This is a genomic window from Martinezella dioscoreae (genome assembly GCF_009176305.1).
Lineage (GTDB): Bacteria > Pseudomonadota > Alphaproteobacteria > Rhizobiales > Rhizobiaceae > Rhizobium > Rhizobium dioscoreae.
In genome coordinates this window covers 545,835-564,327 of record NZ_BLAJ01000001.1, presented here as the reverse complement: position 1 = coordinate 564,327, position 18,493 = coordinate 545,835, and the positions used below count along the sequence as shown (strand labels likewise).

Here is an 18,493-nt window from a genome sequence, read left to right as displayed (position 1 = left end):
CGCGCCAACTTCCACTCCTATGAAGCTTGGCGTGGAGATCACACATGCTGTTCAAGCAATCATTGTTTCAATCCGTGCTCGACCGTCTCGATAGCGAAGAGGACGGCTCAGAAAAGGAAGAGGCCGCGCATCGCGTCCGCGGCCTGAACGTCAGCTTTGCAGCAACGGTTCTGGGCGGCGAGACCCCCGGGGCGCAACGGCCCGATGAAGCCTATCGCGACAATCTTGGCGATCCCGTCATCCTGCCTGAATTGGAACCAAAGCCCGAACCCGCGCCGCAAGAACCGGAGCCGCCGGTCATGCCCGAGCATCTCAGCCGAACGTCACGGGAAGAGGTTGCAGCCGAACTCGCAATCACCTCCGACCTCACACGCGAAACTCTGCAGGAAAAGCGCCGTAACTTCGCCAAGGCCAATCATCCAGACAGCGTCGCCACCCTCTTCCGCGAACAGGCGACGACCCGCATGACACTCGCCAATCAGCTGATCGACGAAGCCATACGCCGCCTCAGGCGGTGATTATTTCTTGTCGTCTGCCGGTTCGTCATCCTCGGCGGGCTCGTCTTGCGTGGGCGCAGCACTGGTCGCTTCGGGTGGTTGTGGTTTGAAATTCAGAAGCAACATCCAGGCCGAATAGGCGCCGAGCGCACCCGACAGCATCGCCCAAAACGGCTGCGAGCCGAGCGTTTCGACGGCTGCCCAGCCAAAGCAGACGGCCACGATGAGGATGCGCACCCAAAGCGGCTTGTAGAGCGGATGGCTGGGATCGATCAGTTGCATGGGTCTCTTTTGCCTATTCAAGAAGACATGTCTTTAGCGCATCATCGGGAAAATTGTGAAGCCGTCCGGATAAAATAAGACTCCTTGAGCGGATTTCGGCTAAGCCGGCATCGAACGGTGATTTTGAGAATTGTGAAGTTCAAGCGGCTTGACGCCGCCATCGGAAAATGGAATGAAAATTCCATAGAGATTTATATTCGGTCCATTTATTCCGAATTCAGGGAGGTAGAAATGACTGTCAGATTTGGTCTGCTCGGTGCAGGACGCATTGGCAAAGTGCATGCGAAGGCCGTCAGCGGCGATGCCAACGCCAAGCTCGTCGCCGTTGCGGATGCGTTTCCCGCGGCTGCGGAAGCCATATCCGCCGCCTATGGCTGCGAAGTCCGCACTATCGAAGCGATCGAGGCCGCCAAGGATATCGATGCCGTCGTCATCTGCACGCCGACCGATACCCACGCCGACCTGATCGAGCGCTTTTCACGTGCCGGCAAGGCCGTCTTCTGCGAAAAGCCGATCGATCTCGACGTCGCACGCGTCAAGGCTTGCATCAAGGTTGTCGAGGAAACCAAGGGCAAGCTGATGGTCGGCTTCAACCGCCGCTTCGACCCGCATTTCATGGCCGTGAAGAAGGCGATCGACGAAGGCCGCATCGGCACCGTGGAGATGGTGACGATCACCTCGCGCGATCCGGGCGCCCCGCCTGTCGATTATATCAAGCGCTCCGGCGGCATTTTCCGCGACATGACCATCCACGATTTCGACATGGCCCGCTTCCTGCTCGGCGAAGAGCCGGTCGCCGTCACTGCAACTGCCGCCGTTCTGGTTGACAAGGCAATCGGCGAAGCCGGCGATTACGACAGCGTTTCCGTCATTCTTCAGACGGCGTCGGGCAAGCAGGCTGTTATCTCCAACTCGCGCCGGGCCACCTACGGCTACGACCAGCGGATCGAGATCCATGGCTCGAAGGGCTTGGTTTCCGCTGAAAACCAGCGCCCCTTCTCCATCGAAGTCGCCAACGGCGATGGCTACACCCGCCCGCCGCTGCATGATTTCTTCATGACACGCTACACCGAAGCCTATGCCAACGAGATCGCGAGCTTCATCGCCGCTGTCGAAAAGGGCGCGGCCATCACACCATCGGGCGCCGATGGCCTTGCCGCACTGAAGCTGGCGGATGCCGCACTGCAGTCCGTCAAGGAAGGCCGCCTGGTAAAGATCGACTAAGCCGCCTCCATTCCTCAAGGAATGTGATCCTCCCAAAAGTCCGCCGCGATCTCCATTCGCGGCGGACTTTTTCTTTGGCGCGATCTGGAGCTCCCGAGAGGCTTCGATGGAAATCTCTTGCGAATCACATAAGCCTATGCTTATCTGTTGCCATGATAGAGAATGAGATATTCCGGGCTTTGGCCGATCCGACCCGCCGCGCCATCTTCGAAAAGCTGGCGACGGGCGGCATGAATGCCAGCACTCTGCGCGAAGGTATCGACATCAGCCAGCCGGCGATGTCGCAGCACTTAGCGGTTCTGCGGAGTGCCGGGCTGGTCAGGGAAGAACGACAGGGGCGTTTCGTGAATTACGAGGTCGATCCGGAGGGACTTGCCCTCATCGCCCAGTGGCTGGCGAAATACCGCGCATACTGGCCCACCCGCATCGAAGCTCTCAAGCTGTTGCTGAAGGATATGGATCAATGAACAATCTCAAGATCCCTGAGCGAAAGAACGGCATCGCGCTGGAATACCAGCTCAGCGAACCGCCGCAAAAAGTCTGGCGTGCAATCAGCACCCCTGAGCTTCGCCAAAACTGGCTGCCGCAGGAGGCCTTGGCCAGTCCCGAGTCGATATCAGTCACGCCGGGCAAAGAAGTCAGCTATAGGCTGCGGGACGACACACCGCCCTTCCTCGAAAGCATCGTGACTTTCAAGATATCTTCGAACGCAAACGGCGGCACCTGCCTGCGGATCATCCACGAGCTCGATGACGTTCGGCTTCGTGAGACTGAAAAGGCTGCGGCAAACAATAACAGCCTGACCGTCATGCGCGCCGCCTGACGTTCTGAATAGATCAACAATTTCAATAACATTGGAGTTCGCCGATGCGCGAAGCGATGCAACTCGTTCCTATGGTCGTCGAGCAGTCCAGCAGAGGGGAGCGGTCTTTCGACATCTATTCCCGCCTGCTGCGCGAGAGAATTATCTTCCTGAATGGTGAGGTAAACGACGATGTCTCGGCCCTCGTCTGCGCGCAACTGCTGTTTCTCGAGGCCGAAAATCCCAAGAGACCGATCCATCTCTATATCAATTCGCCCGGCGGTGTCGTGACCAGCGGTCTGGCAATGTACGACACCATGCGTTACATCCGCGCGCCGGTGCATACGCTATGCATGGGAACCGCTCGTTCGATGGGCTCCTTCCTCTTGATGTCGGGCCAGCCGGGTGAGCGCTTCGCGCTTCCAAATGCCAGCATCCATATTCACCAGCCATTGGGCGGTTTCCAGGGACAGGCATCGGACATCTTTATCCACGCGGAAGAAATGAGGCGAACGAAGCATCGCATGACGCGGCTTTACGCCGAACATTGCGGCCGCTCCTACGAAGAATTCGAACGCGCCATGGACCGCGACCACTTCATGACAGCGGAAGAGGCTCTGGAATGGGGGCTGATCGACCGTATTCTTCAGGTCCGCGAAGATGAACAGCCTTTGGGCCTGACAGATTGATCGGGATGACGACCCTGCGGCCAAGCGCATTGCCAAGCCTTGCGCCGCCCTCACCTCTCAACCCGCCTGATCGCGCAGCTCGACGACCGAGGCTCCCCTCTTCACGATATCATTGTCGATGATCGAAAATGCGCGGTTCAGATGCCCTTCGAAGACGAGCGTCGGCTCGTCGGCGATAACACGCAGCTCCGGCATGCCCTCCATGCGCACGACGTGCGATTCCGCCAAGCCCTCGGTTATGCCCTCGATCAGCAAATCATAGTAGCGTACACCAGGCCCGGTGATGACAATCGGCATCCGCTCGTGCAGGCTCAGGACGCGCGAAAGGCCGTTGCCGAGCGCCAGGCCGGCCTGGCGAAAGGCTAGCACATTGCGGCGCCCGCCGTGACGCGCGCTCGCGGCGATCTTGTCGAGTTCGGCGATCGGCACGAACTTCGCCGGGATCGTGTCGAGCGGCACGTCGAAGGCCGTCCGCAGCATGGCGTAGAAACCGGCATAGGCCTCGATGCATCCACGCGCGCCACAGCGGCAAAGAGCGCCGCCCGGCACATGCATCATATGCCCGAAATTCGGCGCCGATATATGATGGTCGCCTTCATGTTCCCGGCGCACGATGCCGAGCCCGATACTATGGCCAAGCGATAGCGCCGCCAGCGAGCGGAAATCGCCGCGCGTGCTGATTTCCTCCTGCCGCCCAAGGGCCGCAGCCACAAGCAGGGTTTCGTTGCCGAGAATGATTTGCGCCGACCATTCGTCGCGAAGCACGGCGGCGAAATCGATTTCCTCGCGCCCGAAGATCGGCGACCAGCGCAGCACCGGCGCCGAAGTATCGACAAGCCCCTTGCTGCTGATCGAGATCATCAGCACCTTGTCGCGCGGCAATTGCGAGCGGGTGACAATCCGGTTCAGGGCATCACGCAATCCGGCCACGAAGCGCTCGACACCCGTAGCGTTCTGCTGCCTGTCCTCGGTAAAGCGGTCGATCAGTCGACCGGTATAATCGACGAGCGAATATTGCACGGCATCCGATGAAATGACGACGACGATCAGATAGCCGCAGTCACGCCGCTGCGAAAACAAAACGCGCGGACGCCCGCGGCCGCTGGCCGCCTGTTGCTCGGCCTTTTCAATGATCTGCGCCCGCTCGAGATCGGCCGTGATGACCGATACGGTCGCAGAAGAGAGCCTGGTGAAATCAGAGAGCTCGGTATGGGCGAGCGGGCCGTGCCGGCGCAGCGCCGACAAGACCAAGGCGCTGTTCTTTTGACGGACCAATTCGGTGCTCGATTTGGCCAGCATCGGCAAACTCCCTGCTCATTCAACCCTCCTCCTCCGCAGCCCCTGATAGCTTTTTCGGACGACCGATGAAACCTGGCGGCGCGGGTGTTGACAGCTGAAAAAATCTCTGACACTAAATTTCTCGACTGTCGAGAAAAAAGTCCAAAGCTTTTCTTGTCAGCATTTTCGCCGCGGCCGACGGGAGTTCAGGATACGTGCGGTCGCATTCACTCGGGAGGATCACATGAAAGCTTTCATCAAGCTGGCTGCGGGCGCGGCCATCGTTTTGACCATGCAGACGGCCGCCTTCGCCAAGGATCTCGTCGTCGGCGTTTCCTGGTCGAATTTCCAGGAAGAGCGTTGGAAGACCGATGAAGCAGCCATCAAGAAGGCTCTGGCAGCCGCCGGCGCCAAGTACATTTCCGCCGACGCCCAGTCGTCCGCTTCCAAGCAGCTGACCGATGTCGAGTCGCTGATTTCGCAGGGTGCTAATGCCCTCATCATTCTCGCTCAGGATTCCGATGCCATCGGCCCGGCCGTTGAAAAGGCCGCCGACGAAGGCATTCCGGTTGTTGGCTATGACCGTCTGATCGAAAATCCGGCAGCCTTCTACATCACCTTCGACAACAAGGAAGTGGGCCGCATGCAGGCTCGCGAAGTCCTGAAGGCAAAGCCGGAAGGCAACTACGTCTTCATCAAGGGTTCGTCGTCCGACCCGAACGCCGACTTCCTGTTCTCCGGTCAGATCGAAGTGCTGAAGTCCGCCATCGACGCCGGCAAGATCAAGAATGTCGGTGAAGCCTACACGGACGGCTGGCTGCCGCAGAACGCGCAGCGCAACATGGAGCAGTTCCTGACCGCCAACAACAACAAGGTTGACGCGGTCGTCGCCTCCAACGACGGCACCGCCGGCGGCGCCGTTGCCGCTCTCGACGCCCAGGGCCTCGCAGGTTCCGTTCCGGTTTCCGGCCAGGACGCCGACAAGGCCGCTCTGAACCGCATCGCGCTCGGCACGCAGACCGTTTCGGTCTGGAAGGACTCGCGCGAACTCGGCAAGCGCGCCGCTGAAATCGCCCTCGCTCTCGCCGGCGGCAAGACCCAGGACCAGATCGAAGGCGTTCAGACCTTCAACGGCGGCCCGAAGCACGTCGCCATGAAGTCGGTCTTCCTGACCCCGATCCCGATCACCAAGGACAACCTGAACGTCGTCATCGACGCAGGCTGGATCTCCAAGGCTGAAGCCTGCCAGGGCGTGAAGGCCGGCAGCGTCGCTGCCTGCAAATAAGCACCCGGCTTGACGAGCTGACCCGAAGATAATGCCGACGCCGCAAGGGGCTCTCCATTGCGGCGTCGAATGCGGATAAGAGGCCCGCAACCAAACCCAGAATGGGAATGAAGGCCTCCCGCATGTGTTGCGTCATCGCATATCCGATCGGCCTGCCGGATGGCGGTCGTGGACCCGGGACAACCGGATGGGCGAGCGATGACGTCTATTGTGACCAGCGCGGATACTGCCCAGCGATCAAGAAAGAGCATTCGCGGGCCTGCGCCCAACAAGTGGGAGAACGGCAAAGCGATGGCCGACATGACACATTCCACAACATCGAGCGGTCCGCGCAAGGCGGAAGAAGGCGCCATCACGCGCTTCCTGCGTGCAACGGAAATCGATACCCGCCTGCTCGGCATGATCGGCGCACTGCTGATCATCTGGATCGGCTTCGACGTCTATACCGGCGGCCTTTTCCTGACCCCCAGAAACCTCTGGAACCTTTCCGTTCAGACCTGCGAGATCGCCGTGCTGGCGACGGGCATGGTGCTGGTCATCGTCACCCGCAATATCGACCTTTCCGTCGGTTCCATGCTCGGCTTCATCGCCATGATCATGGGCGTCATCCAGGCAAAATACCTGCCCGCCTATCTCGGCTTCGACAGTTCCTGGACCTGGGTCATCACGCTGATCTGCGGCCTCGTCATCGGTACGCTGCTCGGCACCTTCCAAGGCGTCATCATCGCTTTTCTAAATGTCCCCTCCTTCATCGTCACCCTTGGCGGCCTTCTCGCCTGGCGCGGCCTTGCCTGGTACGTCACCAGCGGCCAGACGGTTGCCCCGCTCGACGCCACCTTCCGCATCATGGGCGGCGGCGCCGAAGGTTCGATCGGTGCGACATGGAGCTGGATCCTTGGCGTACTCGCCTGCGTGTTCATCGTTCTCGGCATTATCGGCGGGCGCCATCAGCGCAAGCGCTTCAACTTCCCGCGCCGGCCGCTCTGGGCGGAATATTTCCTCGCCATCCTCGGCTCCGCTCTCGTCCTCGTCACGATCTACGTCTTCAACATCTATTACTGGCCAACCGGCATCGCGAAGAAATACGCGACCGAGCATAACATCCCCTGGCCGGAAACGGGGCTCGATATCCCCTACGGCATCGCCGTGCCCGTGCTGATCGCCGTCGGCATCGGTATCATCATGACCTTCATCGCCACCCGCCTGCGCTTCGGCCGCTACGTCTTCGCGATCGGCGGCAACCCGGAAGCAGCGGAACTCGCCGGCATCAAGACGCGCTGGGTAACGGTGCGCATCTTCGCGCTGATGGGCTTGCTTGCGGCGGTCGCCGCGGCTATCTCCACCGCCCGTCTGAATGCCGCCGCCAATTCGCAAGGGACGACCTACGAACTCTTCACCATCGCCGCAGCCGTCATCGGCGGCACGTCGCTTGCCGGCGGCAGCGGTACCATCGCCGGCGCCATGCTCGGCGCCCTCGTCATGCAGTCGCTGCAATCGGGCATGGGGCTCGCCAATGTCGATACGCCGATCCAGAACGTCGTCGTCGGCGTCGTGCTCGTCATCGCCGTCTGGCTCGACATCGTCTATCGCTCGCGCGCCAAGTAAAAGGAATTCTGAACCATGACGGATCAAACCACTCCGCTTGTGGAAATGAAGAACATTTCCATCTCCTTCGGCGGCATCCACGCGGTCGACAACGCCTCGGTCGATCTCTACCCCGGCGAAGTCGTAGCGCTCCTCGGCCATAACGGCGCCGGCAAGTCGACGCTGATCAAGATCCTCTCGGGCGCCTACAAGCGCGACAGCGGCGATATCCTGATCAACGGCGAGCCTGCCGATATCCGCAGCCCGCGCGACGCCAAGAAATACGGCATCGAGACGATCTATCAGACGCTTGCCGTCGCCGACAACGTCGATGCGGCCGCCAACCTCTATCTCGGCCGCGAGCTGCAGACCCGCTGGGGCACGCTCGACGACGTCGCGATGGAAGCCAAGGCCCGCGAAGTGATGGGGCGCCTCAACCCCAACTTCAAGCGCTTCAAGGAGCCGGTGAAGGCGCTGTCCGGCGGCCAGCGCCAGTCGGTCGCGATCGCCCGTGCCATCCTCTTCGATGCCCGTATCCTGATCATGGACGAGCCGACTGCGGCGCTCGGCCCGCAGGAGACGGCGCAGGTCGGCGAGCTCATCAAGCAGCTGAAAAAGGAAGGCATCGGCATCTTCCTGATCAGCCACGACATCCACGACGTCTTCGACCTCGCCGACCGCGTCTCGGTCATGAAGAACGGCCAGGTCGTCGGCCACGCCCGCACCGAAGACGTCACCAAGGACGAAGTGCTGGGCATGATCATCCTCGGCAAGGTGCCGCCAAAGGCCACCCCCGGCCCCGGCGCGATGAAGGAATGATCCGAGACCGCCCATGACAGCAAGGCCGCGCGCCCAAAGCCCGCGGCCTCATCTCACCAAAACGTCCGATCTCACGCTTTCCTGAATTTTCCCGATTGAAGCCAAGCGCTTCCTAGGCTAAGAACCAGCCATCGGACAGGCGATTCAAACCGCCACGGCATGCACCCGTAGCTCAGCTGGATAGAGTGTTGGATTCCGATTCCAAAGGTCACAGGTTCGAATCCTGTCGGGTGCGCCACTTCCTCTATGTCCAGCCCGGAGACATAGGTAACGGATCGTACCTAACACATGGGTGACAACCTCGTGCCGAACGGGTTGTCGATGGTTTGCAAAGTCCTCTGCTCCAGGTCGATATATCCCAGATCATAGTGCATGAAGCTGACGAGCCAAATACCGTCGTCGACCTCCTTGATTCCCAGTTTCTGTCCGGTCAGCACGGTCGAGATATTGATCTTCTTGCGGTAGATGCAGATGCGGCCGCAATGGGTCACCAGTGCGTCACGGTCGTGGAACGGATAATCGATCTCCGGCAGCCCGTTATATCGGCGCGCCGATGGCGCGTAGAGATCGACCGGCACCTTCATCGCCAGGGCTTCATGCGGCCGCTCGGTATTGAATTCGCTGACGAACGCGTCGAAGCGGGCCTGGTGCTGCAGGATATTTCTGCCAGGTGGCCTAGTCGCCTCTTTCTTCAGCGTTAAATGCATGCGCTCATGCCGGCCATTCTCTTGCGGATGGCCCGGCCTGATGCGCTCGAGCGCGATGCCGAGCCGCAGCCACCAGACTGACAGCTTCGACAGATTGTAGAGGCCGTTGGGGCTGGAAAACGGCGGGCCGTTGTCACTGCGGATCGCGCTTGGCAGGCCATGTTCGGCAAACAATCGGCGGAACGCCTCGAACACCCCCACCTCCTTTGTCGATTCGAAGGCTTCACAGGCAAGCAGGTAGCGTGACGCCTGGTCGGTGACCGTCAGCGGGTAACAGTATCGGCCATCGCCGAGTTTGAACTCGCCCTTGAAGTCGGCGCACCACAGATCGTTCGGCAGCAATGCCTGAGACAATTCCGTTCCCTCGGCCCGATGGCGTTGCCGCTTACGGGCATGGGCGACCAGCCCGTGCCGGTCAAGAACGGCATGCACCGTGCTCTTCGACGGCACGCGCACATCGCCGGCAAGCCTCCTGACCAGCAGTTCTCTGATCTTCCTGGCACCCCAATGCGGCTTCTCTTGTCTGAGCCGCACGATCATTGCCTCCACCGGCTCGGGCAACTGGTTGGCATACCGCACCGGCCGTCGAGACCGATCCGTCAGCGCCTCCAGGCCGTCGTCCTTGTAGCGATTGAAGATTTTGTAGCCGGTCTTGCGCGAGATGCCGAACTCCCGGCACACATCGCTCATCCCTTCGCCCTCCGGCAGGCGGGCGGCAAATCGTAGACGTTCCTCCATCACCGAAGTCTCTCTCCACGGCATCAACATCTCCCGCCAAAAGCGAAAAGTGTTACCCATGTCTCCGGTACAAAACGTCACCTATCGCTCAGGAAGGACACTATTCAAAAGATCAAGGCGGCCGCCACTTTCGTGATCACGATCTTGTTTGCAAGCGTGTTCAGGAAGCGATCGAGCGAACGACTCACCGAGAAACATCAAATCGGCCTGGCAGGAGGGTATCCTGCCAGGCCGATATTCTGCCTTTAAGAGCTGGTCCGCCTTATGCTACCACCTCAATGATTCTTATTCGGCCCCTTGCCGGTCGCAAAGCTGCAGGTCTTGATCTTGCAGCTGGGATCGTCGCTCGTCGGAACGCTGGCGCTGCTCATCGCGCCCTGGCCGAGGCATGCCATCGAGTTCGAGACGGTGCGGTTGTACATCATCAGGCCCGGATGATGAGACGGGTACCTCAGCACGATCGAACCTTCCTGTGCCATCTTCTCATGCACGGCTGCACAGGTCATCGACTTGGAATTATAGGCCGACATGGCCATAGCGTTGGTGGACATCAGTCCGATTGCCGCAAGTATGATAATCGTCTTCATGGGGCTTCCTTTGGTGGCACCAAATAGCGCTAGAAAGGATGAGATATCCCTTCATTAGCTTTACATTTATGACAGTGAGCCGACTTCCCTTTATCAGCTGTATGGGTCGCGATCGTGAGCGATCGCTCGGCAAGCTCGTGGTTCGGATACTCTCGAGCTGAAAGCCGCTTCGCCTTGCATCATGCCGATTGGCATCATGTCGGCGAACTAGGTTTTCCAATCACCTCGAATGAGGCAGGCAGGGCCTGATGCGAATACCAGGCCCCATTTCGGATGAAGGTCAAGCCAAGTCGACCGACCTCAGAAGGTCCGCTCGAAGCGCAGGATACCCGAGAAGGTATCATCGCTCGGCAGATCATAGTGAACGTAGGTGAACTCCGGCTCGACCAGCAGGTTCTTGACCGGGTTGAACTTGACGTTGGTCGTTGCCTCGAAAATCTTGGAATCGGTATAGGCGAGCTGAACGTTCCACTTCAGCTTGTCGTTGATCGGAACGCCGACACCGCCCCAGACTGCCCAGTCACCCCAGCCGCACTTTGCACCGTGAACGACGCCGTCGGAGGTCGTGCAGGCCGAGACGTTCTGGTTCGAGCCGGCATACTGGTTGAGCTTGTCACCATCGGTGTTCCAGCCGCCCATCAGGAAGGCCGTGAGGAAACCGAAGTCGGCGTCGACACGAGCCTTGATGGCGCCCTCCTCGACGATCGAGTCGTAGCCGCCGACGACCTTGAAGCCGAACATACCAGCCTTGTAGCCGAGACCGGCGACAACGTTCGGAGCGTAGTGATCAGCCTTCGAAAGCTGCCAGCTGCCGCCATAGGCGCTTGTGGTCGTGCCGGAATTGCTGTCTTCGAGCGAGATGACGCCCGTGAAGCCCGTGCCGCTGTCGTAATTATAGGTCAGCTGGTTCAATTCATACGGACCGTCATAGATGACGTCGTCCTGGATCACGTCGCCAGCATAGCCGACGAACTGGTTGTACTGCGAGTCAGTCTTACCGACGGTGAAGCCGCCGAGGGTGATGTAGGCCCACAGCAGGTTGGTGGAGGTCGAGCCGCCGTCGTTCCAATCCCAGCGAACGATGGTTTCGGTCTTCAGCGGACCATATTCGGTGTCCGTCGCGGTATTGAGGTTGAGTTCGGCGCGGGTATGCCACTTGGTGCCGAAGTTGCTGTCGCGATTGTAAGGATCTTTCCACTGGCCTTCGGTGCGGACCTTGCCGCCAACGCGCAAGCAGGTTTCCGTGCCGGGTATGAAGAAATAGCCGGCGCCGAACGCGTCACAGATGCGCACATATTCCAGCGGCTCCGGTTCGGCGGCGACGATAGCGTCAGCCGCATGAGCGCCGGATACGACGCAGAGAGCCGCAGCCGAGCCGATAAGCAAGCTCTTGATGTTCATTGTAACTCCATTCTTCAAACGAACTTGCGCGAGATACGAACCTGGGGGGCCGTCCGACATCAAGTTTCAGTGGCTAACTCGAAGCACAAGGCCTCGCTTCCATATAGTAAGCTGCATTTACTATTTTGCTTTTACAAGGATTTAAGAAGGCTCCCCACATATGTGACAGCACCTACATACGGCGTGTTGCTCAAACGACGCACATGTGTATGAACGATGACAACCAGGTAACAACCAGATGACAAATACAGGCAACCAAGCCTGATTTGCCATGCTCTACCGAGATGCATTGCTGGACTGGCAGCGATGAGTCTTGTTAGACTTGAAACCGCACAGACAGCATGTCCACCCTTGGCAAATCGCAGGCAGGATCATCATGCCGAAGATCGATGTTGCAGCCGTGCCGGAAATCAAGGGCACGCGCTATCCCGCTCCCTTCAATGATCACTCCACCGAGCGCGTCAGGCAGCGACTGGGCGATGCCGGCGGCCTCAGGGATTTCGGCGTCAACCTGATGCGGCTGCCGCCAGGCAACTGGTCGAGCCAGCGGCATTGGCATTCAGAGGAGGATGAATTCGTCTATGTGCTGGAAGGCGAGCTGACGCTGATCGAGGATGATGGCGAGACGGTGCTGCGCGCCGGCGATTGCGCGGCCTTCCCGAAGGGCTCCGGCAACGGCCATCATATGATCAACAAATCGAATAGCACGGCCATCTATCTCGAGGTCGGTACGCGCTCACCGACCGATCTCATCACCTGCTCGGACGTCGACATGATGAGCTCCAGCACGGACGGCCGTTTCGTGCATAAGGATGGCATGCCCTATCCGGACGGCTAGTCCTGTTCGCCGGCGCTCGCCACCGGCAACTTGAAGGACAGGAGATGAGTCGGCGCTCCATGCAGCATGACCTCCCGCTCGAAACCGAAGCCGCATTTTTCCAGAACGCGCCGAGAGGCAACATTGACGGGCCGAACCAGCCCGATAACGCGTGTCGCCCGCAGATCATGTCCGGCGAAGGCCAATGCCTCCGTCACCAGTTCCGTTGCGTAGCCGCTTCCCCAATAATCGGGGTGCAGGTGATAGGAGAGATTGAGCCCCTCGAATTCCGTAGAGACGGTAACGCCGCCAAAGCCGATCAGCCGCCCTTCCGTTTCGATCGCCCAGCGCCCGAAGCCGTTCACGCGCCAGTGCGCCTGATCCCGAGCGAGCCGCCGGGCACTTTCCGCAGGCGAATCCGGCGTTGGATCGGGCCGATGGGCGACCAGCTCCGGCCGCGCAAACAAAGCCGTGACGAAGTCGAGATCCCGCTCCTCCGGCACGCGCAGGGACAGGCGCGGCGTATGCCGGATCATCGTCCCTCTCCTCGAAGCATCATACCGCCTCGGCAAGTTCAGGCGGATCGTAGCAGCAGGCATCCGTGGAGACGCCCATGCGGCACCCGCTGGCCTCGAGCGCTTCCTTGACGACCTCGACAAAAAGGCGGCGGAACCATACCGAACGGCTGTCAGCCTGATCGACGCGGCGATAGAGCATCGTCACCGGATCGGCCGGCAGCTCGAACGGCGGCTCTGAAATCGTCAGGTCGTGCAATTGTGCCATGCAGCGGGCAATGGCTTCTGGAACCGTCGCAATGGCTGGGATAGCCCGGAGCGTCGACGGCAGTGCGGAAAAGCGGGGAACCGTCGCGACAACCTGCCGGCGATGGCCCAGGCGCGCGAGAGCGACGTCGACGCCGGTAGATGTGGCACCTTCCAGCGAAACGGTCACGTGCGGCGCGCTGGCGAAATGCTTCAGACTCAGCGGTGTCGCGCATTTGAGATGCCGGCCATCATAGATGCAGAGCGAAGCCTGCTCGAACAGCGGCGCGCGTACATGCCAGGAGGCCGGCTCGTCATGCACCGAGATGCTGAAGTCAAAGGCGCCTTCGTCCAGCAGGCGCACAGCGTCGCGCCGGTCGAACGCCACGCTGGTCAGTCGCGCATTCGGCGCAAGCCGGCGCAACCGCGCCACCAGCGGTCCGAAGAAGGAGGATTCGAGATTGTCGCAAAGCCCGATGCGGAACTCGCCATGCCAGTTTTCGGGATCGAAGGCTGCCGGCGGACGAATGGCGCGTTCGATGCCGGAGAGCGCATCCTCGATCGCCGGCGCAATCGCCAGCGCCCGCGGCGTCGGCTGCAAACCGCGCCCGACGCGCACGAACAATTCATCATCCAGCGTCTCGCGCAGCCGGCGAAGGGCTGCGGAAAGACCAGGCTGGCCGAGCAGCAGCCGCTCGGCCGCGCGGCTCACGTTCCGCTCCTGCATCAGCACGGAGAAGGCGAGCAGCAGATTGAGATCGATCTTTCGAAGCGTGGCATCATTCATCATTATGAGTAATACCTGACATGGTTACTATCAATTTGCAATAGGGTTTGAAGATGTACATTTTCTCGTTCCCTGCCGTTTTCAACCTCCCAAAAAGGCGGCAGCACAGAAAGGAACGATCCCGATGACTTCTTCCCAAACCCGAAGCGGGGCGGGATTGGCGTTGCTGCTGCTATGCGCCGCCAATTTCCTCGACGCCATGGACGTCTCCACCATTGGGGTGGCCCTGCCCGCAATCCAGAAAGAGCTCGGCATGCAGGCGACCTCGCTGCAATGGGCCGTTAGTGCCTATGTGCTCGGATACGGCGGCTTTCTGCTGCTCGGCGGCCGCGTTGCCGATCTCTTCGGCCACCGCCGCGTCTTCCTGTGGTCGCTCGGCATCTTCGCCGCCGCCAGCATTGCCGGCGGCTTCGTCGACAGCGCGCCGACGCTCATTGCCGCTCGCCTAATCAAGGGCATTGCGGCCGCTTTCACCGCACCGGCAGCACTGGCCCTTCTTCTCTCCGTCTTCGGAGACGGCAATGCCCGTGCCAAGGCGCTCGGCGTCTTCTCCTCCACCGGTGCTGCCGGCTTCGTGCTCGGCATGGTACTGGGTGGAGCGGCAACCCTCATCAGCTGGCGCGCGACCCTCGTCATGGGGGCTCCCATCGCCATCCTGGCGCTAATCATTGCTCCGCTCGTCCTGCCAGCCGATCACAAACGCAGCGGCCCGCGCGCCCGCTTCGACTGGGCCGGTGCGCTGACGATCACCCCCGGCCTGCTGCTCTTCGTCTTCGGCGTCACCAATGCCGCCGCCGATGGCTGGCAGGCCTTCGCGACCTGGGGCTCGCTCCTTGCCGCATTGATCCTGATCCTGCTGTTCCTGGTCGTAGAGTCGCGCCATCATGATCCGATGGTGCCGCTTGCCATGTTCCGTCGCACCAAGCTCAGCCATGCCAATGCCGTCGCCGCGCTGTACCAGGGAGCCTATGTCGGCTTCCAGTTCATTGCGACGCTCTACTACCAGACCGTCGTCGGCTGGTCGGCCTTCGCCACCGGCTTCGCTTTCGCCATCGGCGGCACTTGCGTGATGTTCCTGGCACCGCGCTTTGCAACGATAGGCCAGAACCGCGGTACGACCTTGCTGATGACCTTCGGCGTGGGATTGCAGGCCATCAGCTATCTCTTCTGGGTGCTGTCGGCCGAGCATATCGATACGATGGTACTCGTCGCCATTTCGCAGCTCCTGCTCGGCGTCGGCTACGCCATGACCTATCCTTCGATCCAGGTTGCAGCCCTCTCAGACGTCGGCGACGATGAATCCGGCCTGGCTTCGGGCATGCTGTTTGCCTCCTTCCAGATCGGCGGCGGCATCATTCTGGCGGCGGCATCGGCCGTCTTCAGTGCGGCTCCGAGCTTCGGCTGGAACCCCTATATTGCCGGCATCGGTTTCGTGACGATCCTCGCTGCCGCCATCACGCTGCTCGCCGCCGTCGGCCCGCGCTCATCCGCGGCAAGGGCCACGAATTATCAGGCTGCAGAATAGTTCAAAGCAAGATGACCCGCCTCTCCGGCGGGTCAATTCTTCCTTGTGTCGGCGGCGTCGGCGGCTTCGGCAGCACGGCGCATCAGGAAATCACGCTCTCTCCGATTTTCAGCAAGTGCGGCCGCCGCCTCAAAGGCTTGCCGCGCTTCATCGCATCGGCCAAGCTTGCGGAGAAGATCGCCGCGAACGCTCGACAAAAGATGATAGTCCTTCAGTGCAGGTTCATCGCGGAGACCGTCGATGATGTCTAACGCCACCTCGGGACCCTCGGCCATGCCCACGGCGACAGCGCGATTGAGTTCGACGATCGGGGAAGGAACAAGCTCGGCAAGTTTCGCATAGAGATCGGCAATCCGCCTCCAGTCGGTTTCATCAGCTGTCCTCGCTCTCGCGTGACAGGCGACGATCGCGGCTTGCAAGGCATAAACCCCGCCGGCGCCGCCAAGTTCCTGTACCCGTCGCAAGGCCTGCAGACCTCGCTGGATCTGCAGCCGATCCCAGCGGTCGCGATTTTGATCGAGCAGCAAAATCGGATTGCCGTTGGCATCCGTCCTGGCCGCCGAACGGGACGCATTCAGCTCCATCAGGGCCAGCAACGCATGTGCCTCCGGCTCCTGCGGCGCGACGGACGTCAATATTCGCCCGAGCCGCAGCGCTTCGCTGCACAATTGCAGCCGCATCCAATTCTCGCCGCGCGCGGCCGTATATCCCTCGTTGAAGATCAGATAAACCACCTCCAGCACCGAGGCGAGACGCTGCGACAGCTCCTCGCCGTGTGGCGTTTCATAGGAAAGTCCCGATTCCGACAATGTCTTCTTGGCGCGGACGATGCGCTGCGCGATCGTTGCCTCCGACGCGAGAAACGCCCTGGCGATTTCCTCGGTCGTCAGACCGCAGATCATCCGCAAGGCAAGCGCCACCCGCGCCTCGCGCGAGATCAGCGGATGGCATGCAGTGAAGATCAAGCGCAGCATTTCATCGCCGATGTCGTCATCGAGAGGGGTGTCTAGGTCGGGCATGATCTGCTCTTCCTCCTCCATCTCTCGAACGATCATCTCGTGCTTCTGGTCGAGCATTCGCCGGCGACGCAAATGGTCCAGCGCCCGACGCCTGGCAGTGGTCATAAGCCAAGCGCCGGGGCGCTCGGGGATGCCCGTTTCCGGCCATCGCTCCAAGGCGACAACAAGCGCTTCCTGTGTCAGATCCTCAGCCAGCGGCACGTCGCGCAACAATCGCGCCAAGCTGGTGATGAGCCGCGGTTGTTCGATCCGCCAGACGGCAAGGATCGCTCGGTGGGTGCCGGCGGCTGTCAAGGCCGCCCGCCCCGGTCACGAACCGAAAGCATCATGCCGTTGCTTCGGCGAGCGGGTCACATACACCTTCGGCATTTGGCTCGAAGTAGGCGCGCACCTCACATGTGCCTTCCCAACCGGGCATAAAATCCCTGTGCAATTGCATGAACTCGACTGCCAGTGCCACGGCCTCCTCCTTGCTCTGCAGTTCGAAGATGGCATAACCGCCGATGACCTCCTTGGCCTCCACGAAGGGACCGTCGACGACACTCAGCTTGCAATCCTTGATCGTGACGCGGGCGCCCGTCGCAAGAGGCATCAGTCCCGCCGTATCGATCATGCGGCCGGCCTTGATTTCCCGATCGGCGAGCTTGTGCATGGCCTCGGCAAGCTCCGGCGTCGGATGCATGAAATCGGTGGATGTGACGATAGACATGAAACGCATGGAAATGTCCTCCGGAAGCGAGGCGCCGGCACCATTGCCGCTCAATAAACTCGCTCATATTGACGACGAAGCTGCTCTCCGGAAATCGACAGTCGTTTTGAAAAATTCGCATCGCGGCCGAGCATCGAAAAATCCCCCTCCCAATCCGCTGATCTCACCGGGAGCGGCATCCTTCGACCATTTGTAGACGAAACACCCGGGGCAAGCGACTGGACGGCCCATCGCTTCGTTTTGTTGACTTCCCATGACCGTTGCAAGATGGTGAGACGAATTCGACCTGCGGACTTTCGAAAGCCGGCGCTTCTCCAGGGCGTACCTTCCGCAAAGCTCTGCAGACAACACGGCAGGAGCTCGTTTTCATGTTCGACCATATTTCGATCGGCGTCAAAGACCTGACGCGGGCGCAGAAATTTTATGACGCAGCCCTTTCTCCGCTTGGCTACGAGCGCGTCACCAACTTCGATGGCACGGTTGGATATGGGGCGGAGCGTGCCCAGTTCTGGGTCAGTGAGGTGGAACGTCCCGTTCCCGCCGATCGCGGTTCCGGCCTGCATTTCTGTTTCGTGGCGCCAAGCCAGGCAGCCGTCGACGCCTTTCATGCCGCCGGCATCGCCAATGGCGGCGAAGACAATGGCAAGCCGGGCATCCGGCCCGACTACAGCCAGTTCTACTATGCAGCCTTCGTTATCGATCCCGATGGTTACCGGCTGGAAGCCTATTTCAAGACCGGCGAATAACTCACCGCACACAATAGAGAAAGGCACCGTCAACCGCTGCAGTCGCTTTAGCGGGCTACCGAGCCTCAAGAGACTTTCTTAACCGTTTGATCTTTCAGGTTACTGTCAGGCTTCTGTCATAAAAGACGCCCGATAGTGGCCTTTGGGCGTTTGCACAACGCGAACGGGCACTTGTTTTGAACCTGTTCAGACAGTGGCCAGCGTCTACGATGTACGACAACTCCATTGCTTACACA

Annotated in this window: 20 protein-coding genes and 1 tRNA gene; 12 read left to right on the top strand and 9 right to left on the bottom strand. The window is 60.4% G+C overall.

All coding sequences use genetic code 11. The features are described 5' to 3' along the window. The first annotated feature begins 44 nt into the window (after positions 1 to 44). On the top strand, positions 45 to 518 hold the full coding sequence (locus GDN47_RS02745) for a hypothetical protein (protein WP_113351777.1): 474 nt from the start codon (positions 45 to 47) through the stop codon (positions 516 to 518). Here the strand turns inward: GDN47_RS02745 and GDN47_RS02740 are convergent, their stop codons facing one another. Further along, on the bottom strand, positions 519 to 779 hold the full coding sequence (locus GDN47_RS02740) for a hypothetical protein (RefSeq protein WP_113332145.1): 261 nt from the start codon (positions 777 to 779) through the stop codon (positions 519 to 521). Positions 780 to 1,010: 231 nt separating this feature from the next. Here GDN47_RS02740 and iolG point away from each other — a divergent pair, with 231 nt between their 5' ends. From iolG to GDN47_RS02720, 4 genes are all read left to right on the top strand, one after another. Continuing rightward, entirely contained in the window at positions 1,011 to 2,003 is a 993-nt protein-coding gene (iolG, locus tag GDN47_RS02735; protein ID WP_113389302.1) for an inositol 2-dehydrogenase, read from the top strand. Positions 2,004 to 2,155: 152 nt separating this feature from the next. After that, positions 2,156 to 2,470, top strand: a complete 315-nt coding sequence (locus tag GDN47_RS02730; protein ID WP_145632258.1) for an ArsR/SmtB family transcription factor — start codon at positions 2,156 to 2,158, stop codon at positions 2,468 to 2,470. Next, positions 2,467 to 2,826 carry an SRPBCC family protein gene (locus tag GDN47_RS02725; protein ID WP_113351776.1) on the top strand — a complete coding sequence of 120 codons (360 nt, stop codon included), beginning with the start codon at positions 2,467 to 2,469 and terminating at the stop codon, positions 2,824 to 2,826. The genes GDN47_RS02730 and GDN47_RS02725 overlap by 4 nt, the downstream gene beginning before the upstream one ends. Positions 2,827 to 2,870: 44 nt before the next feature. Further along, on the top strand, positions 2,871 to 3,494 hold the full coding sequence (locus GDN47_RS02720; RefSeq protein WP_145632252.1) for an ATP-dependent Clp protease proteolytic subunit: 624 nt from the start codon (positions 2,871 to 2,873) through the stop codon (positions 3,492 to 3,494). A gap of 57 nt (positions 3,495 to 3,551) precedes the next feature. Here the strand turns inward: GDN47_RS02720 and GDN47_RS02715 are convergent, their stop codons facing one another. Then, a complete protein-coding gene (locus GDN47_RS02715; RefSeq protein WP_113332141.1) occupies positions 3,552 to 4,793 on the bottom strand; it encodes an ROK family transcriptional regulator in 1,242 nt (413 codons plus the stop codon). Positions 4,794 to 5,016: 223 nt separating this feature from the next. Between GDN47_RS02715 and xylF the strand changes: the two genes are divergently transcribed. From xylF to GDN47_RS02695, 4 genes are all read left to right on the top strand, one after another. Beyond that, on the top strand, positions 5,017 to 6,057 hold the full coding sequence (gene xylF, locus GDN47_RS02710) for a D-xylose ABC transporter substrate-binding protein (protein ID WP_113332140.1): 1,041 nt from the start codon (positions 5,017 to 5,019) through the stop codon (positions 6,055 to 6,057). Positions 6,058 to 6,348: 291 nt separating this feature from the next. After that, positions 6,349 to 7,662, top strand: a complete 1,314-nt coding sequence (locus GDN47_RS02705) for a sugar ABC transporter permease (protein ID WP_145632249.1) — start codon at positions 6,349 to 6,351, stop codon at positions 7,660 to 7,662. Positions 7,663 to 7,677: 15 nt separating this feature from the next. Continuing rightward, positions 7,678 to 8,460, top strand: coding sequence for an ATP-binding cassette domain-containing protein (locus tag GDN47_RS02700; protein ID WP_069612788.1), 783 nt, complete (start codon positions 7,678 to 7,680; stop codon positions 8,458 to 8,460). A 161-nt stretch (positions 8,461 to 8,621) separates the two neighbouring features. Next, positions 8,622 to 8,698 (top strand) — tRNA-Arg (locus GDN47_RS02695). Positions 8,699 to 8,741: 43 nt separating this feature from the next. Here GDN47_RS02695 and GDN47_RS02690 read toward each other — a convergent pair. The 3 genes from GDN47_RS02690 to GDN47_RS02680 form a co-directional block, all read right to left on the bottom strand. Next, on the bottom strand, positions 8,742 to 9,929 hold the full coding sequence (locus GDN47_RS02690; protein WP_152092844.1) for an IS481 family transposase: 1,188 nt from the start codon (positions 9,927 to 9,929) through the stop codon (positions 8,742 to 8,744). A gap of 251 nt (positions 9,930 to 10,180) precedes the next feature. Further along, positions 10,181 to 10,492 carry a hypothetical protein gene (locus tag GDN47_RS02685; protein ID WP_145632243.1) on the bottom strand — a complete coding sequence of 104 codons (312 nt, stop codon included), beginning with the start codon at positions 10,490 to 10,492 and terminating at the stop codon, positions 10,181 to 10,183. Between the two features lie 300 nt (positions 10,493 to 10,792). Next, positions 10,793 to 11,893, bottom strand: coding sequence for a porin (locus GDN47_RS02680; protein ID WP_075851272.1), 1,101 nt, complete (start codon positions 11,891 to 11,893; stop codon positions 10,793 to 10,795). A 376-nt stretch (positions 11,894 to 12,269) separates the two neighbouring features. Between GDN47_RS02680 and GDN47_RS02675 the strand changes: the two genes are divergently transcribed. After that, positions 12,270 to 12,731 carry a cupin domain-containing protein gene (locus GDN47_RS02675; protein WP_145316380.1) on the top strand — a complete coding sequence of 154 codons (462 nt, stop codon included), beginning with the start codon at positions 12,270 to 12,272 and terminating at the stop codon, positions 12,729 to 12,731. Here the strand turns inward: GDN47_RS02675 and GDN47_RS02670 are convergent. Together GDN47_RS02670 and GDN47_RS02665 are read right to left on the bottom strand one after the other, a co-directional pair. Then, positions 12,728 to 13,246: a GNAT family N-acetyltransferase gene (locus GDN47_RS02670; protein WP_145632237.1), complete on the bottom strand. Its 519-nt coding sequence runs from the start codon at positions 13,244 to 13,246 to the stop codon at positions 12,728 to 12,730. The genes GDN47_RS02675 and GDN47_RS02670 overlap by 4 nt on opposite strands. Before the next feature lie 19 nt (positions 13,247 to 13,265). Continuing rightward, positions 13,266 to 14,261, bottom strand: a complete 996-nt coding sequence (locus GDN47_RS02665; protein WP_113330178.1) for a LysR family transcriptional regulator — start codon at positions 14,259 to 14,261, stop codon at positions 13,266 to 13,268. Positions 14,262 to 14,382: 121 nt separating this feature from the next. Between GDN47_RS02665 and GDN47_RS02660 the strand changes: the two genes are divergently transcribed. Continuing rightward, positions 14,383 to 15,783: an MFS transporter gene (locus GDN47_RS02660; protein ID WP_145632235.1), complete on the top strand. Its 1,401-nt coding sequence runs from the start codon at positions 14,383 to 14,385 to the stop codon at positions 15,781 to 15,783. 32 nt (positions 15,784 to 15,815) lie between these two features. Here GDN47_RS02660 and GDN47_RS02655 read toward each other — a convergent pair whose 3' ends face one another. Continuing rightward, positions 15,816 to 17,096, bottom strand: a complete 1,281-nt coding sequence (locus GDN47_RS02655) for an RNA polymerase sigma factor (RefSeq protein WP_152092598.1) — start codon at positions 17,094 to 17,096, stop codon at positions 15,816 to 15,818. Between the two features lie 31 nt (positions 17,097 to 17,127). Then, complete coding sequence (locus tag GDN47_RS02650; protein ID WP_145632229.1) at positions 17,128 to 17,520, bottom strand: YciI family protein; 393 nt, start codon at positions 17,518 to 17,520, stop codon at positions 17,128 to 17,130. A 359-nt stretch (positions 17,521 to 17,879) separates the two neighbouring features. Here GDN47_RS02650 and GDN47_RS02645 point away from each other — a divergent pair, with 359 nt between their 5' ends. Next, complete coding sequence (locus GDN47_RS02645; protein WP_113330181.1) at positions 17,880 to 18,257, top strand: VOC family protein; 378 nt, start codon at positions 17,880 to 17,882, stop codon at positions 18,255 to 18,257. The last annotated feature ends 236 nt before the right edge of the window (positions 18,258 to 18,493 follow it).

Excerpts from the sequence above, each read along its gene's own strand:
- GDN47_RS02745 (WP_113351777.1), top strand. The coding sequence starts at position 45 with ATGCTGTTCAAGCAATCATTGTTTCAATCCGTGCTCGACCGTCTCGAT.
- GDN47_RS02740 (WP_113332145.1), bottom strand. The coding sequence starts at position 779 with ATGCAACTGATCGATCCCAGCCATCCGCTCTACAAGCCGCTTTGGGTG.
- iolG (WP_113389302.1), top strand. The coding sequence starts at position 1,011 with ATGACTGTCAGATTTGGTCTGCTCGGTGCAGGACGCATTGGCAAAGTG.
- GDN47_RS02730 (WP_145632258.1), top strand. The coding sequence starts at position 2,156 with ATGATAGAGAATGAGATATTCCGGGCTTTGGCCGATCCGACCCGCCGC.
- GDN47_RS02725 (WP_113351776.1), top strand. The coding sequence starts at position 2,467 with ATGAACAATCTCAAGATCCCTGAGCGAAAGAACGGCATCGCGCTGGAA.
- GDN47_RS02720 (WP_145632252.1), top strand. The coding sequence starts at position 2,871 with ATGCGCGAAGCGATGCAACTCGTTCCTATGGTCGTCGAGCAGTCCAGC.
- GDN47_RS02715 (WP_113332141.1), bottom strand. The coding sequence starts at position 4,793 with ATGCTGGCCAAATCGAGCACCGAATTGGTCCGTCAAAAGAACAGCGCC.
- xylF (WP_113332140.1), top strand. The coding sequence starts at position 5,017 with ATGAAAGCTTTCATCAAGCTGGCTGCGGGCGCGGCCATCGTTTTGACC.
- GDN47_RS02705 (WP_145632249.1), top strand. The coding sequence starts at position 6,349 with ATGGCCGACATGACACATTCCACAACATCGAGCGGTCCGCGCAAGGCG.
- GDN47_RS02700 (WP_069612788.1), top strand. The coding sequence starts at position 7,678 with ATGACGGATCAAACCACTCCGCTTGTGGAAATGAAGAACATTTCCATC.
- GDN47_RS02690 (WP_152092844.1), bottom strand. The coding sequence starts at position 9,929 with ATGCCGTGGAGAGAGACTTCGGTGATGGAGGAACGTCTACGATTTGCC.
- GDN47_RS02685 (WP_145632243.1), bottom strand. The coding sequence starts at position 10,492 with ATGAAGACGATTATCATACTTGCGGCAATCGGACTGATGTCCACCAAC.
- GDN47_RS02680 (WP_075851272.1), bottom strand. The coding sequence starts at position 11,893 with ATGAACATCAAGAGCTTGCTTATCGGCTCGGCTGCGGCTCTCTGCGTC.
- GDN47_RS02675 (WP_145316380.1), top strand. The coding sequence starts at position 12,270 with ATGCCGAAGATCGATGTTGCAGCCGTGCCGGAAATCAAGGGCACGCGC.
- GDN47_RS02670 (WP_145632237.1), bottom strand. The coding sequence starts at position 13,246 with ATGATCCGGCATACGCCGCGCCTGTCCCTGCGCGTGCCGGAGGAGCGG.
- GDN47_RS02665 (WP_113330178.1), bottom strand. The coding sequence starts at position 14,261 with ATGATGAATGATGCCACGCTTCGAAAGATCGATCTCAATCTGCTGCTC.
- GDN47_RS02660 (WP_145632235.1), top strand. The coding sequence starts at position 14,383 with ATGACTTCTTCCCAAACCCGAAGCGGGGCGGGATTGGCGTTGCTGCTG.
- GDN47_RS02650 (WP_145632229.1), bottom strand. The coding sequence starts at position 17,520 with ATGCGTTTCATGTCTATCGTCACATCCACCGATTTCATGCATCCGACG.
- GDN47_RS02645 (WP_113330181.1), top strand. The coding sequence starts at position 17,880 with ATGTTCGACCATATTTCGATCGGCGTCAAAGACCTGACGCGGGCGCAG.